The organism is Clostridium sp. TJA032, assembly GCF_058310275.1.
The window spans coordinates 372,093-388,710 of sequence record NZ_JBZEFB010000001.1 but is presented as its reverse complement, the minus strand read 5'-3'; the positions used below and the strand labels follow the sequence as shown (position 1 = coordinate 388,710).

The 16,618-nt window shown below is 26.8% G+C and carries 14 protein-coding genes; 3 read left to right on the top strand and 11 right to left on the bottom strand.

What is annotated here, in order from left to right; all coding sequences use genetic code 11:
* Nucleotides 1-6 precede the first annotated feature (6 nt).
* The 3 genes from AC4FRL_RS01725 to AC4FRL_RS01715 all read right to left on the bottom strand — a co-directional run bounded on the left by AC4FRL_RS01725 (nucleotide 7) and on the right by AC4FRL_RS01715 (nucleotide 3,735).
* Nucleotides 7-654 (bottom strand): hypothetical protein, encoded by a 648-nt coding sequence (locus AC4FRL_RS01725; RefSeq protein WP_491138295.1) that lies wholly within the window; start codon nucleotides 652-654, stop codon nucleotides 7-9.
* A 1,074-nt stretch (nucleotides 655-1,728) separates the two neighbouring features.
* Entirely contained in the window at nucleotides 1,729-2,769 is a 1,041-nt protein-coding gene (locus tag AC4FRL_RS01720) for a M42 family metallopeptidase (protein ID WP_491138293.1), read from the bottom strand.
* A gap of 585 nt (nucleotides 2,770-3,354) precedes the next feature.
* Nucleotides 3,355-3,735, bottom strand: coding sequence for a hypothetical protein (locus tag AC4FRL_RS01715; protein ID WP_491138292.1), 381 nt, complete (start codon nucleotides 3,733-3,735; stop codon nucleotides 3,355-3,357).
* Nucleotides 3,736-3,995: 260 nt separating this feature from the next.
* On the opposite strand from AC4FRL_RS01715, the gene AC4FRL_RS01710 reads away from it, so the two are divergent.
* On the top strand, nucleotides 3,996-4,910 hold the full coding sequence (locus AC4FRL_RS01710; protein ID WP_491138291.1) for a radical SAM protein: 915 nt from the start codon (nucleotides 3,996-3,998) through the stop codon (nucleotides 4,908-4,910).
* 28 nt (nucleotides 4,911-4,938) lie between these two features.
* On the opposite strand, the gene AC4FRL_RS01705 is transcribed toward AC4FRL_RS01710, so the two are convergent.
* Both AC4FRL_RS01705 and truA read right to left on the bottom strand, forming a co-directional pair.
* Nucleotides 4,939-5,649, bottom strand: a complete 711-nt coding sequence (locus tag AC4FRL_RS01705) for a Crp/Fnr family transcriptional regulator (RefSeq protein ID WP_491138290.1) — start codon at nucleotides 5,647-5,649, stop codon at nucleotides 4,939-4,941.
* Between the two features lie 160 nt (nucleotides 5,650-5,809).
* Nucleotides 5,810-6,556 (bottom strand): tRNA pseudouridine(38-40) synthase TruA, encoded by a 747-nt coding sequence (gene truA / locus AC4FRL_RS01700; RefSeq protein ID WP_491138289.1) that lies wholly within the window; start codon nucleotides 6,554-6,556, stop codon nucleotides 5,810-5,812.
* Between the two features lie 202 nt (nucleotides 6,557-6,758).
* Between truA and AC4FRL_RS01695 the strand changes: the two genes are divergently transcribed.
* Nucleotides 6,759-7,484: a tRNA 2-thiocytidine biosynthesis TtcA family protein gene (locus AC4FRL_RS01695; RefSeq protein ID WP_491139513.1), complete on the top strand. Its 726-nt coding sequence runs from the start codon at nucleotides 6,759-6,761 to the stop codon at nucleotides 7,482-7,484.
* 39 nt (nucleotides 7,485-7,523) lie between these two features.
* Here the strand turns inward: AC4FRL_RS01695 and sdaAA are convergent, their stop codons facing one another.
* The 4 genes from sdaAA to AC4FRL_RS01675 all read right to left on the bottom strand — a co-directional run bounded on the left by sdaAA (nucleotide 7,524) and on the right by AC4FRL_RS01675 (nucleotide 12,070).
* A complete protein-coding gene (gene sdaAA, locus AC4FRL_RS01690; RefSeq protein ID WP_491138288.1) occupies nucleotides 7,524-8,402 on the bottom strand; it encodes an L-serine ammonia-lyase, iron-sulfur-dependent, subunit alpha in 879 nt (292 codons plus the stop codon).
* Nucleotides 8,403-8,405: 3 nt separating this feature from the next.
* Entirely contained in the window at nucleotides 8,406-9,086 is a 681-nt protein-coding gene (gene sdaAB / locus AC4FRL_RS01685; RefSeq protein ID WP_491138286.1) for an L-serine ammonia-lyase, iron-sulfur-dependent subunit beta, read from the bottom strand.
* Nucleotides 9,087-9,115: 29 nt separating this feature from the next.
* A complete protein-coding gene (locus tag AC4FRL_RS01680; protein WP_491138285.1) occupies nucleotides 9,116-10,183 on the bottom strand; it encodes a PTS sugar transporter subunit IIC in 1,068 nt (355 codons plus the stop codon).
* Between the two features lie 210 nt (nucleotides 10,184-10,393).
* Nucleotides 10,394-12,070 carry a PAS domain-containing sensor histidine kinase gene (locus tag AC4FRL_RS01675; RefSeq protein WP_491138283.1) on the bottom strand — a complete coding sequence of 559 codons (1,677 nt, stop codon included), beginning with the start codon at nucleotides 12,068-12,070 and terminating at the stop codon, nucleotides 10,394-10,396.
* Between the two features lie 376 nt (nucleotides 12,071-12,446).
* Here AC4FRL_RS01675 and AC4FRL_RS01670 point away from each other — a divergent pair, with 376 nt between their 5' ends.
* Nucleotides 12,447-13,964: a YfcC family protein gene (locus AC4FRL_RS01670; RefSeq protein ID WP_491138282.1), complete on the top strand. Its 1,518-nt coding sequence runs from the start codon at nucleotides 12,447-12,449 to the stop codon at nucleotides 13,962-13,964.
* A 198-nt stretch (nucleotides 13,965-14,162) separates the two neighbouring features.
* Here AC4FRL_RS01670 and AC4FRL_RS01665 read toward each other — a convergent pair whose 3' ends face one another.
* Both AC4FRL_RS01665 and AC4FRL_RS01660 read right to left on the bottom strand, forming a co-directional pair.
* Nucleotides 14,163-14,630 carry a DUF8426 domain-containing protein gene (locus AC4FRL_RS01665; protein ID WP_491138280.1) on the bottom strand — a complete coding sequence of 156 codons (468 nt, stop codon included), beginning with the start codon at nucleotides 14,628-14,630 and terminating at the stop codon, nucleotides 14,163-14,165.
* A gap of 121 nt (nucleotides 14,631-14,751) precedes the next feature.
* Complete coding sequence (locus AC4FRL_RS01660) at nucleotides 14,752-16,584, bottom strand: beta-N-acetylhexosaminidase (RefSeq protein WP_491138279.1); 1,833 nt, start codon at nucleotides 16,582-16,584, stop codon at nucleotides 14,752-14,754.
* Nucleotides 16,585-16,618 lie beyond the last annotated feature (34 nt).

The following is a 16,618-nucleotide window of genomic DNA, read 5'->3' as shown; positions in this document are numbered from 1 at the left end:
CCCATTTTAAACATCAATATTTTTAATAACTTCTCCAAGCTTATTTATATAAAGTTTTTCTAAAGGCTCAAAAATACCTTTATTTTCTAAACTTTTAGAAAGTATGTAAACCTCATAATAAGTTTTATTTTTTAAAACCTTATCTCCTAATACATAAGCTTCTAAATCTTTAATATTTAACTCAGCTTCATACAATCTTGCAAACTTTTCTATTTCTAAAACTTCCTCATTACTCATATTTAAGTTAGTTATAAGGTCATAAATTCCACTTAAAGCTTCTCCATTTTCTCCTTTTAAAACCTCTCCTCTTTTGTTTATAATAATTCTATCTACTATCCCTGTTAACGCCTCTCCCTTTACGCTTTTAGAGTATAAAGTTACTTGATAATATCTATCCTTTCCAATGTCCTTAAATCCGTCTATATTAGCTCCTAAGTCCATAAAATAAATCTTTTTCATATAATCTAGTGCATACTCTTTTACTAAATTTTTTTCCTTATCTTTTATATAAAAATCATCATATTTATTTAAACTCTTATTTAAATTAAATTTGCTGTTTAACGTATCCTCTTTTAATAAATTATCTTTGTAAATTATACCTTCACTAAAAAACAAAGTAGAAACTAAAATATTTGCTATTAAAAATCCTTTCACTTTCTAAACTTCAATCAAATTCATTTTAATTATATTATTTACAAATTTACATTTATTATATTAATTTAATATAAAATGTGGTTTACTCTATTAAGCTATAAATAATGTTATTTATAGCTTAATAGAGTATCATTTCTATACTATACTAAACATTTTTACTCCAACTACTACAATAGCAACTCTAAAACTATTTCTCACTTTAAGTAATTAACAAACATCAGAACTACCATAATTTAAATATATATCTACTACATAATTTAATCAACTATATTTAAATAAATTTATAAGTTTTGATTTAATATAATAATCACATATCTCTCTTGAATAATTTTCACAATAATCAATATATATCATTAAAAAAATATTCAAAACTAATATTTCAACTAACTCTTAACATGCTCTATCAAAGTCTTTTTTACAACCTCATCTACATTCAAAATTTTATTACTAACATAAAAAATCATTATTCTCATGAATCAATACCCATTATGATAAATAAAGTTTTATCTAAACCATATAAATGAGACATACAATATTTTTATTCAAATTTTAATCTAGCTGTAATTTCTTCAAATTCATAAATTAAATTTGATTTTAAATGTTTACTTACTAAAAGTAAACATTTAAAATCTCCTAAAATACTTTAAATACTTTTTAATTATCTATAATGATATATTATTAATCTTATAAATTAATTCTTCAAACTTACTATCATCTGAAAATCAATAGCATATATATCTAAAATAATATTGGGAATTCATTAGTATATACCTTTTATTTCTTATTAAAAATAATAACTTATTCATATTATTTTTAATGTCTGTAATAGTTAGCATAGTTTCAAACACAACTTGACCTTAAAAACACTCTAATTTTTAGCATATTCTTCAATTAAAACAACAATTGCATAATCACTTTCTTTTATATTTTTTATCATAAATTAGTTGTCTCTTGTTAAGTTTCAAATAAATTCTACAATCCATTTATTTATTAATAATCTATTAAACTAATCACATATTGTTGATATTATATTGCACCAAATTTAACTAATAAATGTACTATTTAGTGTATTTTCTAAATTAGATATGCTAATAATAACTTAATTGTATTTTCTAGCGCTTTATAATGTGTTCTCTCCATACCATGAGATGCGTGTACCCCTGGTCCTATAAGAGCTCCCCTTACATCATTACCAGCTTTTAACGCAGCACTTACATCCGATCCATACATAGGATATATATCAACTGCATAATCTATACTATTATTTTTTGCGAGATTTATTAATTCTGTTGTTATTCCAAAATCATATGGTCCACTTGAATCTTTAGGACAAATACTTACCATATATTCTGTACAAGATAAATCATCACCTATACACCCCATATCAACTGCTATTAATTCAGTAATATCACTTGGTATATACGATGATCCATGTCCAACTTCTTCATATATAGAAATTAATATCTTTGTTGTAAATTTAGGTTTTATATTTTCTCTACTCATAATTTCTAGCATCGCTATTAAAGCCGCTATGCTTCCTTTATCGTCAATAAATCTTGACTTTATAAATCCACTTTCTGTGATAGTAGTCTTTGGATCAATAAATATAAAGTCTCCTGGAAAAATTCCTAATGCTAAAACATCTTCTTTACTTTTTACTACTTCATCAATTCTAATCTCCATATTCTTTTCATCTCTAGTTTTAGTTTTACTATCCTCAAAAACATGTGCTGCTGGACTAGTACTTAAAAAAGTCCCAGTATAAATTTTTCCGTCTCTTGTTCTTATTTTACAATATTCACTATCCAACGTTGGTACTATAGGTCCTCCTAATATTGTAAACTTTAAAGTCCCACATTTTGTTATAGATCGTACCATTGCACCTAATGTATCTACATGAGCGCAAAGTCCAATTGTTTTATCATTACTATTTCCTCCAATAGTAATTATTCCACATCCTTTATTAGTTCTTTCAAACTTATATCCATAACACTTTGTCATTTCCTCTATTTTATTAATTATTTCAAAACAAAATCCAGTAGGACTATCAAACTCTAATATTTCTTTTGCTATTTTCAATACTAATTCCTTATTAATCTTAAAATTATTGCTCATTTTTCCTCCTAAAATATATAATATTATTAATAATTCATAATTAAATTATTATTTATTTAAAGCACCTAAATATTGTTTAAAATAAAGTTCAAATGACTCTTTATTTAAATAGTATATTACATATATAAAAATAATGTATTATATAATAAAACTAAATTCTTAATAACTATTTAAAGATTAAACATAAATTGAGGATTATCTTCAATTTATTGTCCAATTTCACCAAATAAAAATAAAATATTATGATTTTCCCATTTAAATTGAAATATTCAATTACATTAGTAGCAAAATTATCTATACTTAATTACAATATATTACCAATAATTCACTTATACAAATCTTTTAACCTATCAGTAATTATTTATTAAATGTCTTTATCTCTAGCTTCAATTTTTAATTGAAAAATATTATCTTGCTATTACTTTTCATTAAAATTATCAATATATAAAACTTCAATCACAAGAGTTGAAATCTTATTGGTTTCATTTTATAAATATAGCCTAGACTAAATTGTAGATTTATACTCCATAAATAACTTTACCTCAGTAATTCAAGTTTTCATTATTTATTATAACATCTATTTTTTTAAAATATAGTAAAAATTTTATACACAAGATATATTAATATAAAGAATATTCCTAAGCATATAGCTAATTGGCATAAAGAAAATACTATAGCAAAACTTCCTAAAAATACTGAAACAATCCTCTCTATATTCCTTAATAAAATCTTAAATTTAGAAGGTTTTCCCCCATAATATCCACTACTTGAACTATCATTGCAATCTGAAGAAGAACTTCCATAACTATATTCATCACAATCATCGGAAATATAAATATCCTCTAAATCATCCATATCATCAATATCTAAGTCATCTAAATCGTCAATATCATAATCATATCTATCTCTTAAACTTTCATAATCTATAGACTCTCTTGTACTTGGCTTTTTAGATTTATAACTCATCCTTATCCCTCCATTTATAAGTCTATTTTAAAATACTAACAATTTATCTCTTTAAATTTATTTTATCATTTTATTTATTTTATTATATCTAAATAATTGTATTATATAACATTTTATTACATATTCATATTAAACAACTATTAAATTTAAATAAAATACTTATTACTAAATTTATAAAAATTCTAGTTCTCTTTAAACTTCTTGTTACTTAATATTTTAAAATATATAATTAATATTGAATATAGATTAGAGGTGTTTTAATGGAAAATAAAGAGCTATTAGAAGAGTGTACTCTTTGTACTAGAAAGTGCAAAGTTAATAGATTTAAATCTCTTGGAGTTTGCATGGCTAATGAAAAAATTAAGGTAGCTAGGGCAGAACTTCATAAATGGGAAGAACCACCTATTACTTTTAAAAAAGGTTCTGGTACTGTATTTTTTTCTCACTGTAATTTAAAATGTGTTTTTTGCCAAAATCATGAAATAAGTCAAGAATTTAAGGGAATTGAAATTTCAATTGAACGACTAGCTGAAATATTTTTAGAACTTCAAGAAAAAGGTGCTGAAAACATAAATCTAGTTACCCCAACTCATTATGCAGTTCAAATATTAGAAGCATTAAAAATAGCAAAAAGAAAGGGCTTAAACATTCCTATTCTTTATAATACAAATGGCTATGATACCTTAGAAACAATAAAATTACTAGATGGATACATAGATGTTTATCTTCCTGACTTTAAATATTTTAAAGATGAATATGCCCTTAAATATTCAAAGGTTAAAAATTATAAAGACAATCTTCTTATAATTTTAGAAGAAATGTTTAAACAAGTAGGTCCTCCTAAGTTTTCAGAAGAAGGAAAACTTTTAAAGGGTCTTATAATTAGGCATTTGATGCTTCCAGGACTTTTATTCGATTCAAAAAAGATTATAGATACAATATACTCTAAATTTAAAAACAATGTATATATAAGCATTATGAATCAATATACTCCTATGCATAAATCCTGTAACTACAAAGAAATAGATAAACCTTTAAACCCTAAGCATTACGATTCTCTTATAGATTATGCACTTTCCTTAGGAGTAGAAAATGCTTTTATTCAAGAAAATGGAACTAATTCAAAATCTTATGTTCCTTCCTTTGAGTTTCAAGGGGTTTTAAAAAATAAATAAAAAAATAATTTCGTAGGAATTGTTTTTCCTACGAAATTATTTTATTTAGCTTATCTATATCCTTTATTATCAAGGATTTATTACCTCTTATTTCAATTAATCCTTCCTGTTCAAAAATTGAAAGTTTTCTACTCATTGTTTCTCTGGTTATTCCACAATAGTTAGCCATATCCTCTCTATTTATAGGCAAATCTATAAATATATCTCCACTCTCTACTTTTCCATACTTCTTTTTAAATTCTTTTAGCATATAAGCTATTCTTACCTTAACATCATTAGTTACTAATTTATGAGCAAATTCCTCTGTATCTCTTAAACGATTAGTCAATGATTTTAAAACTATCATTGCAATTATTGGATTTTCTTCTAAAATCCCTTGAACCTTCTCTTTATCTATAGCACAGACTATAACTTCATTTAAAGCAATAGCATTAAATGAAATCTCCTCTTCCTTGTTAAAAAGACTTGTTTCCCCAAAATAATCTCCTAAGGAAAATATATGTATTATCTGTTCTTTTCCTCCTTTAGTAAGCTTAGATATTTTTACACTTCCTTTACTTATTAAAAATAATTTTGAAAGCTTTTCCCCTTCATAACAGATATACTCTCCCTTATTAAAATGAAAACATGTCATTCCAGCAGCTAACTTGTCAAATTCTTCTTCTGTTAAATCCTTAAATATAGTAAGTTCCTTATTGCTAATACAATTTTTATAGCCCTTGCAATCACATTTTTTCATAAATTCTCTCCTAACTTATATTAAAACTTATAAACCTTTAATCTTTAGTATTTATTATAATATATTTATAAACTTTTTTTTACCCTTATTTTTAAGCTTTTATAATATGTAAAAAGACTTATAAAAAATATATTATTTATATTTTTTATAAGTCTTTATTTTAATACTCTAATTCTACAAGGTATAACCCCTTAGAAGGAGCTTTTTCTTTAGCCTTTTCTCTTTTTTTAGCCTCTAATATTAAAGACACCTCTTTAGGTGAAATCTCTTTAAGACCAACAGAAACTAAAGTTCCAACTATTATTCTAACCATATTTAATAAAAATCCATTTCCATTTATTCTAATTCTCAATATATTATTATTTTCTTGAAAACTTATATTGTTTATTGTTCTTAAAGTTGATTTATTTTTTGATTTTAAACTTGTAAAACTTTTAAAATCATGTGTTCCTAATAAATACTTAGCTCCTTCTTCCATACTTTTTAAATCTAATTCTTCGCTTATATGCCAAGAATATTTTCTTAAAAATACATCATGAAATTTATTATTGTCTATAACATATTCATATGTTTTTGATTTAACATTAAATCTTGAATGAAATCTAAGACTAGCTTCTCTTATATCTTTTACTCTTATATCCTCAGGTAAATATTCATTTATATATGTAATCATAAAATCTAAATCTTTATTTGAATTTGTTTTAAAATTTGCTACATAATTTTTTGCATGAACTCCCGAATCCGTTCTTCCACAACCTATTAATTGAATATCCTCCTCAAGCATCTTACTTATTAACTTTTCTAATTTATCTTGAATAGTGCTAACACTATTTCCCTTTTGATTTTGCTTTTGCCATCCCTTATACTTACTACCATCATAATCTAATATAATTTTTATATTTCTCATTCTAAAGTCCTCTCAAAGTTTTTAATTTTAGCCTTATTACTTATTCTATTTTATTTCTATGAATATATAGAGTCAACAATAAAAAAATTCTATATCTACGTTAATAATAAATTAATTTTTACATAAAATATTCCTCTTTAAAAATCTTCTCTTTTATTATAAGATAATTAAATAAATATTAAGAGGTGATTTAATGAATACTATGCAAAAACTACTAAGTAAATCTAGACAAGCCATAAATGAATATAAACTTATTGAAGAGGGCGATAAAATAGCTGTAGGTTTATCTGGTGGTAAGGATAGCTTAACTCTTTTACATATATTAAAAAACTATCAAAAATTTTCTCCAGAAAAATTTGAATTAATAGCCATAACTTTAAATCCAGGTGGCGTTGATAATTCCCCTTTACATAAACTTTGCAAGGAAATTAATGTTCCCTTTTATGAAATACAAACAGATATTCAAGAAATAGTCTTTAATGTAAAAAAAGAAAAAAATCCTTGCTCTTTATGTGCAAATCTAAGAAGAGGAGCTTTAAATGACAATGCTAAAAAATTAGGATGTAATAAAGTAGCCTTAGGTCATCACAAAGATGATGCTATAGAAACGCTTATGTTATCTATAAGTTATGAAGGAAGAATAAATTGTTTTTCTCCTAAAAGTTTTATGGATAAAAATGATTTAACTCTTATTCGTCCTATGGTATTTATAGATGAAAGCCAAATTAAAAAGGCTTCTAGGGAATATGATTTTCCTGTAATAAAAAATCCTTGTCCTGCTGATGGAAATACTAAACGAGAAGAAATTAAAAGAATTATTAGAGATTTAGATAAAAAAATACCTGGCTTTAAGAAGAATTTATTTAAATCTTTAAGAAACTCAGAACAACTTTTTATTTGGGATAAGGATGTTGTAAGAGAAATGTAAAAAAGTGTACAAGTAAATACTTGTACACTTTTATTTAAATTACTTACCAAAAACTTTTTCTTTTAACATAAGTCCAGTCTTAGTAATAGCAACTCCTCCTAGAGCTGTTTCTCTTAAAGATTCAGGAAGTGCTTTTCCTACTTGAGCCATAGCAATTACTGTATCATCAAATGGTATCTTTGATTTTATTCCAGCCATTACAAGGTCAGCTGCACAAATAGCACTTACAGCCCCTGATGCATTTCTCTTTGCACAAGGAATTTCTACAAGTCCAGCTACAGGGTCACAAACTAATCCTAAAATATTCTTAATTACTATAGCTGCTGCATTTAAAGACATTTCAGGTGTTCCTCCCATAAGTTCTACAAGAGCTCCAGCTGCCATTGCTGCTGCTGAACCACACTCTGCTTGACATCCACCTTCAGCCCCTGCAAAAGTAGCATTTCTTCCTATTATAAGTCCTATAGCTGATGCTGCTAAAAGTCCATCTAGTAATTTTTCATCATCTAAGTTTAATCTTTCCTTAGCAGTAAACATTACAGCAGGAACTATTCCACAAGAACCAGCAGTTGGACATGCAATTATTTTACCCATTGATGCATTTACTTCCGATGAAGAAATAGCCATAGCCATAGCTAAAATAGCTCCATCTCCTGTAAAGGACTTTCCTGATTCTAAATATTTTTGTAATTTATAAGCGTCTCCACCTATTAAACCACTTAAAGAATAAACTTCTTCTTTTCTTCCCTTTGAAGAAGATTCTTTCATAACTTCTAAAGTTTTTCTAAGTTTTGCATAAACTTGCTCTCTAGTTAAGTTTTTATTTTCCATTTCAGATACTAAGGCATATTCACTAAGTTTAATACCTTCTTCTTTACATATTTCTAAAAGTTCTTCTCCAGTTTTTGCAACTTTCATCGGTTACTCACCATCCTCCTCTAGATTTATAAATATAACTTTCTTTATTCCGTCAATTTCTTCTATATGCTTTATTAGACTTTCATCAATTTCATTATCTATCTCTAAAGTCATTGTAGCATCCATTCCCTTTTGAGTTCTTGAAACATTCATAAATGCTATGTTTATTTCTTTTTCAGAAAGAAGCTCTGTAACCTTACTTACAGTTCCAAATTTATCATCATGACATGTAATAAGAGTTGGATAAGCTCCACTAAAGCTAGCTTCTTTTCCATTAACTTCTACGATTTCTATACTTCCTCCACCTATTGAAGAACCTAAAACCTCGCAGTGTTTACCAGATTCACATTCAATTATGAATTTAACTGTATTTGGATGGTAATCTCCTAAATCACATTCTACAAATTCATAATCTAAACCTTGTTCTTTAGCAATTTCTAAAGATCTTTTAAGTCTTTCATCATCTGGATTCATTCCTAATATTCCAGCAAGTAAAGCCTTATCAGTTCCATGACCTTTATAAGTCTTTGCAAAAGAACCATGAAGTAAGAATTTAACACTTGCTATTTTTTCTCCTGCTACAGCTCTTGCTACTTTTCCAAGTCTTGCTGCTCCTGCTGTGTGTGAGGAAGAAGGCCCAATCATTATAGGGCCTAGTATATCAAAAACACAAAGATTATTCATAAGTACACCTTCCTTTTTTTAATCATAAACTAGACGACAACATAATCATCTTTTTCTTTGTCTGCATCAACTTCTTGTACTTTGTTGTTTCTAACTTGATCTGCTGTCATTATCTTGTAATTTCTAAATAATAGATATCCTATCATACCAGCAATAACGTTTAGCACTATGATTATTGCAGCTGCAAGTAATACTTTAAGTGCTGGGTTATAAGCAAACATTACTGCGAAACCAGCTATTGGTGTTGCAGTTCCTGGAGTATTGTTAACAAGACCCATTAAAGCAACAACTATACCTGATAATGCTCCACCTATAAAGTTAGTTACATAGACCGGTATAGGGTTTGCAGAAATAATATCCGCCTGCGTAAGTGGTTCTATGGCAACGGCAATGGTATCTTTTTTACTACCAAATTTCATTTTTCCAAAGAATACGAAGTTCATGAAAGATGAACCAAATACTGCTAAAGCTCCAATTGCCATTGGAAGACCAGTTAATCCTAACATAGCTGTTAAAGCCATTGAACTTAATGGTGCTGTAGCAACTACAGTGATTATTCCACCTAGAATAATTCCCATGATTATTGGGCTAGCTGTTGATGTAGCTGTTATAACGCTTCCTATATTTTGTAGAGTTGTTTCTACAAGTGGGTTTGATATTGTAGCTATACCTCTTACAAGTGGTGCTCCTACAATGATAATAACTATTAAATCAAGTCCTGCAGGTATTTTTCTTTCTAAAAACTTAATAACAAATGATCCAAGATATCCCGCTATAAATCCTGGTAATATTCCAAACCCTGAACAAGCAAGTCCAGTTAAAACTGCATATACTGGAGATACGCCAAGAGCTAATGGTACTAAAATTGCAGCAGCAACTCCGCCTAAGCTACCGTTAGCAGCTCCAACTTCTGCTAAAAAAGGTATTTGTAAAACGTCTCCAAAGAAAGCCAGATGAAAGGCTTCAACTAGAAAGCTGGCACAAGCAGCATTTGCTAGTCCACCCATGGCTTTCATTCCATGAGGTGCTTTGTAACTAAATAAAGTAAATCCTCCTAAAACCAATAGTAACAATAATGTTCCAAATAAAATTTGCATGAAAAAATCCCCCTATGTATTTTTTTGTCTAATCTAATATTAAAATACTTTTATTAGCAAAATCATTTTACAACACAAAGTTATTTCAGAAAAGGTTTTCATACCATTATTTACAATTTATTTTATTTATTAAATATTTATCAAAAAAATATAATAAAAGTTTATATTTAAAAGTTAAGGTTTACACCAAATAGATGTAAACCTTAACTTTTAAATATTATATATATCTGATAATTCTATTTTATAAAACTCTTCTCTATTTTCTTTTTCAGAAAAGTTTATATATTGACTAAATTCGCCTTCATTTTCAATCCTTTTAACTGGAAGTTTAACTAAAACCTCAGTGCCTTCTCCTAATTCACTTTTAATCTCCATTTCTCCACCATTTATTTTAACTAGCTCATTAGCTATATAAAGACCTACACCACTACCTTCATTAATTTTTGTAAGCCTATTGCTAATTTTTTTAAACCTATTAAATAAGATATTCATTTTATCCTTAGGAATACCTATTCCCGTATCTTTAATGCTTATTATAACTTCTTTATCATTAAAACTCATATTAACATCTATATTTCCATTTTCTTTATTAAACTTTATTGAGTTAGATAATACATTTAATAAAACTCTCTCTAAATGACTTAAATCAAAAGCAATTATTTTTTCTTCTTCTTCAGTATCAAAGGTTATATTTATCTTATTATTTTTAGCAAATTCACATATCCATAAAGTTATATCCTCAACACAACTTACTATATCATGATTTTTAATATTAATATTAAAAAATCCTGCTTCTAATTTAGTACTATCTATTAAATTGTTTATAAGCTTTAATAATCTAAATATATTTTGTTGAGCCATCTTAATGTAATTTATATATCCTTCTGAATCCGAATCTATGCTTTTTTTAAACTTCAACTCTAAAAGCTGAAGGGCACTATAAATTAAATTAACTGGAGTTTTAAATTCATGAGATATATTTGCAAAAAACTCCATTCTTAACTTATCCATTTCATGACTTTGTTCTATACTATCTGTAATATCATTAATAACTATAATTCTCCTAACTGATTTGCCAGTTTCATCCTTTACTGAATTTGCTCTAAATAAAACATTTCTAATTTCATTATCGCTTCTTATTATTCTTGCACTTTCCATAAAAAAATTGCTAAAATCAATATTATTAAACTTATGTCTATCCTCTGGATGTATCATATCTAATTTTACTATCATACTTTTTTCTTTATATAACTCTTTACAATTAATTCCATATAATTTTTCAAAAGCATTATTTACATAAATAGTTTTTTCTCCTTCTTTTATAATTACAACATCTTCTAAATAATTCAAAACCTCAAAAAACATTCTATTACTTTTTTCACTTCTATAACAATTATGATTATCACAAGGAAAACTACTACTTATTATGCCTTTATTTTCTAAATATAGATTTTCCTTATTAAAAAGACACTTATTATTTGCACACTCCTTAATTAAAGACTTTTTTATATGTAATTTTAAATTCTTTTTATCTACATATTCTTTTAAAATATTTAAAAGACTTATAACTAAATCCTTTATTTTATCTAGTGAATTTTCTTTAGTTGTTTCTTCCTTCAGTAAACCTTTACTAAACCAAAAAACAACTAAATTATCCTCAATTAATTTTACACTTATTTTTCCACAGACCATATCTTCTAAAAAGTAATTCTTATTCTTAAATAAATATTTAAAGTCCATATTAATATTTAAAAACTCATTTAAAAACCTATTGTTGAATTCCTTTATACTAGAATTAACAACAAAAAAATCCTCCTCTTTTACTGTTCCGTAAATATACTCCATAGGACATAATTCTAATATTTGTTTAAAATTTAAATCTGTCATAATAGTATAACTCCCCTTTAAGTTATGTAAAATATTAAAAACCAAAGCAATCTTTCCCTTTATTTACTCTCTATTATAGGCATTTTTACACTTTAAAACAATATATTAAATTTATTTTAATTATGTAAAAATATGATAATTAATAAATTTATATATTAAATTTTATATTAAGTCAAGCTTAAATAAATTCATTTTGTACTAAATAATAATTATATTTATTTCATTAATAATTCATTACTTTAATAATATTTACTCTTTACCCCAAAATTACAAAAGAGTATAATTAAGACAATACAAGTATTTAATCAATAAAGTTTATTTACTGATTTTTATTTGTAAAATAAATAATAAAAATTTTTAAAGAGGAGGTAAAAAAATGAGTAAGAAGACTAAGAAGAAAAAGTTTTCATTTCCGACGGCCTTTACTGTGCTATTTATTGTTTTGATATTTTCAGCTGTTTTAACTTACTTAATTCCTGCAGGGTCATATTCTAAATTGTCCTACAATGAAGAAGAACATACTTTTATTGTTACTAATCCCCAAGGAGAAAGTACTAAAGAAGCTGTAAGTCAGGATACCTTAGACAAGCTTGGTGTAAAAATAGACTTAGATAAATTTACTGATGGAAGTATAAATAAGCCTATTGCTATACCAAATACTTACGAAAGGGTTACACAAAATCCTCAAGGTATTGCTGAAATAATTGAGGCTCCAATACAAGGAACCTACGATACAATAGATATCATAATGTTCGTTTTAATAATTGGTGGAGTAATAGGTGTTTTAAATGCAACTGGTGCATTTAACGCTGGTATAGCTAGCCTTTCAAAGCTAACTAAGGGTAAGGAATATATCCTTATAATACTACTATCAATTATAGTAGCACTTGGTGGTACTACATTTGGTTTAGCAGAAGAAACCATTGCCCTGTACCCGATTTTACTACCCATATTCCTAGCCTCTGGCTATGATGCCATTGTTTGTATAGCTACCATATATATGGGTTCCTCAATAGGTACAATGTTTTCAACTGTCAACCCATTCTCATCAGTAATAGCATCAACTGCTGCTGGAATAAGCTTTAAAGAAGGTCTTAACTTTAGAACTATAGGATTAGTTTTAGCTACAGCTATTGTTATAATTTATATCCTTAGATATGCTAAAAAAGTTAAAAACGATCCTACTAAATCACTTGTTTATGACCAAAAAGAAGAAATCGAAAAGAAATTCCTTCATGATGCTAACACAGAGGCTCCTAAATTTACTTGGAGACTTAAGCTTATGTTATTAATATTTGCTTGTTCTTTCCTAGTACTAGTTTACGGAGTTTCATCTAAGGGTTGGGGCTTCATACAAATGACTGCTCTATTCTTAGTAGTTGGAATAATCCTAGGTGTTATATCTGGAATGGGAGAAAAGAAATTTGTAAATACCTTTATAGCAGGTGCAGCTGACTTAGTTGGTGTTGCTCTTGTAATAGGTGTTGCAAGATCTATAAACTTAATACTTGAAAATGGTAAGATTTCAGATACATTACTTTATGTTTTCTCAAACGGAATACAAGGTATGGATAAAAACATCTTTATAATCTTAATGCTTGTTATATTCATAATCTTAGGATTCTTTATACCATCATCTTCAGGTCTTGCAGTTTTAGCAATCCCAATTATGGCACCTCTTGCAGATACTGTTGGATTATCTAGAGATGTTATAGTTAGTTCATATCAATTTGGACAAGGTTTAATATCCTTCATAACACCGACCGGATTGATTTTGGCAACTCTGGCCATGGTAAATATAACCTACAACAAGTGGTTGAAGTTTATTATGCCTCTAATGGGAATAATAGCTGCCTTCGCAGCAGTATTACTATTAATACAAGCGAACTTTTAAAATTATATTAAACATTTAAAAATTAAGTCCTATAAGATAATTTTATCTTATAGGACTTTCTTTATATATCTTGATTTTTAATTATATACTTTATTTTTAATTTAAAATTATAAATTAAAAATAAAAAAGGAATTTCTAGAAACCTTTCTAGAAATTCCTTTTAAAAATAATTTTTAAATAAATTAAAATTATCTATAACTAATTTTCTTCTTTTAATTCACTCATAAACTCTTGAGCTTTTATCTTTAGTGGACTATCATCTTTAAGCTTTTGTAGTCCTATACTTAAGCCTTCCTTGTCAATTACTAATCCATCAGTAGGAATATACCATTTTACTCTTCTACAATGTTGCATAGGTAATTCATCTAATCCTACTTTATTAAATATAGGTTCAAATCTATACGGGCTTGTTACTTTTCCAGCTGCTACAATAGTAAAACTTCCATCTCTTGAATTTATTTGTTTTAAGATAAGCACATCTCCAACCTTAACTTCCTCTGCAAATCTTTTTATAACAGCTCCATCCTTTTCTAAAAGTTCATATTCTTCCTTATTATCAAAGTAATCACCTATATTTCCAGGACCAACAATTGCTACTCCTAAATCAAAGAATATATCTATTAAATTTGTATTTCCTATCTCTGCTGATATTTGCCAATAATTCATAATTATTACCTTCTTTCATTTTATTAATTATACATAATAAATAAAGTTATCAACAAAGTTAATATTTCTTCCTATTTAATTATACTCCTTTAATTTATTTTTGTTTAGTCCTTATATTCCCCTACGCTCTTAAATAATCACAGGTATATTTTATAACTTCCATTATTCTATTTAATTCACTCTCTTTATTTGATTTTCTCCAAACTGATTTATAATCATAAAACCAAAGCTCTAATTCCTTAGCTAAATTATTTTTATTAATTTCTATTAAGCTTTTTTTATTAAATTCTCTTTCAAGAATTACCATGAAAATTTTATTTAAAATTTCTAAGCCCTTTGAAGATAAGATAAATCTTTGAATAGCTTCCTTGTTTTCTACCTCTTTAAGCATTCTTATAAAATCTTTTCTTACCTCTATAGAAGTATTATATCCTTCTAAAAGCTTTAAAGTATCTATATTTTTAATTTCTTCTCTTGTTTCCTCTCTCTTATTAAATTTTTCTTTCCATCTAACAAGTTCTCCCCATCCTGCAACTTGATTTTTAGATAACTTATTCATTAAAGAAACTACATTTATAGCCTTATCTCCAAACTCCATAATTGATATTGATTTAAAGACTTCATTAAAATCTTCTTCCCTTGGATTCCATGAAAGACTAGCTCCATAAATCATAGATGGAATTGAATTTTCTAATAAATTTATATTTCCATAATCGCCCCAGTTTGTATTTAAAACTCCTATAGCTCCATATTTTATTCCATGGTTAACCATTCTTCTTATATTACTAAAGGAACCTTCTATAAGATTCATAAGCATATTCCATCCGCAAACGCCAGGACAAACATATTGAACCTTATTATTTTCAGCTATAATTCTTGGTGCTACATCATTAGCTTGAGGATGATAATTCCAAGTTAAACAAGTTAAATCCTCTGGTATATATTCTAAAAGTTCAGGATATCCAACTATAATATCTCCCCAAAACATAACCTTTTTATTAAATCTCTTTGCAATGTTATAAACCTTATTTAAAAATTCAGTATATATTCTTCCAACACCTAATTCTTCTGCTTTATTCTTACTTTTTCCTCTTCCTAAATCAAAGGTTTCATCACAACAAATATTAAATTTATCTGAAGTAAATAAAGGAATAAATTCTAAAAGCATTGATTCAACTAGCTCTAAACTCTTAGGATTTGTAACATCTAAGGTGTGATGAGCCATTCTATCTACAAAGGAATACTCACAATCTATCTCCTCTAATTCACAAAGTTCTTTAAAGGACTTACTTCTTAAAACTTCATATAAATGTCCAAAGGTAGATAAAGACGGTACAAGCTCTATGTACCTTTCTAAACAATATTTATCTAATATTAATATTTCTTCTGAAGTTAAAGGGTCCTTATCCATCCAAACTTCACTCATTCCCTTAAAAGCAAAGGTATGTTCTATATATAATTGAAGTTGGTTTATTTTATAAAAAGCTGCTTTATCTACTAATTCTTTTAAAGTCTCTAAAGTTGGTACCATACCTCTTGTTACATCATGATAAAAACCACGATATTTAAAATATGGAGAATCTTCTATTATCATACTTGGAATACAAGCACCAAACTCTCTTATAAGTTGTCTTAAACTTTGACATCCATAAAAAAGTCCCTTATCCATTCCCTTTATTATTATTTTATCTTTATTTATTTCAATCTTATACTCTTCCTCTTCTTCAAATTGAACCTTTTGAAAAATTATTGAATTATTATAATCCTTTTCAATAAATAATTTATTTATATTAAGGTTATATCCTAAGGAATTTTCTATTTCCTCTTTAAGTATTAATGCAGAGTTTAAATTTTCAAAGGATAACTCACTACTTAAAATAATTTCTGTATCTCTTTCTATGAAGAACTCTCCTTCTTTATTTAAAATGTTTTTTGGTCTCGGTATTAAATGCATATATTATTCCCCCTAATAAACCCTTTACTTTAAA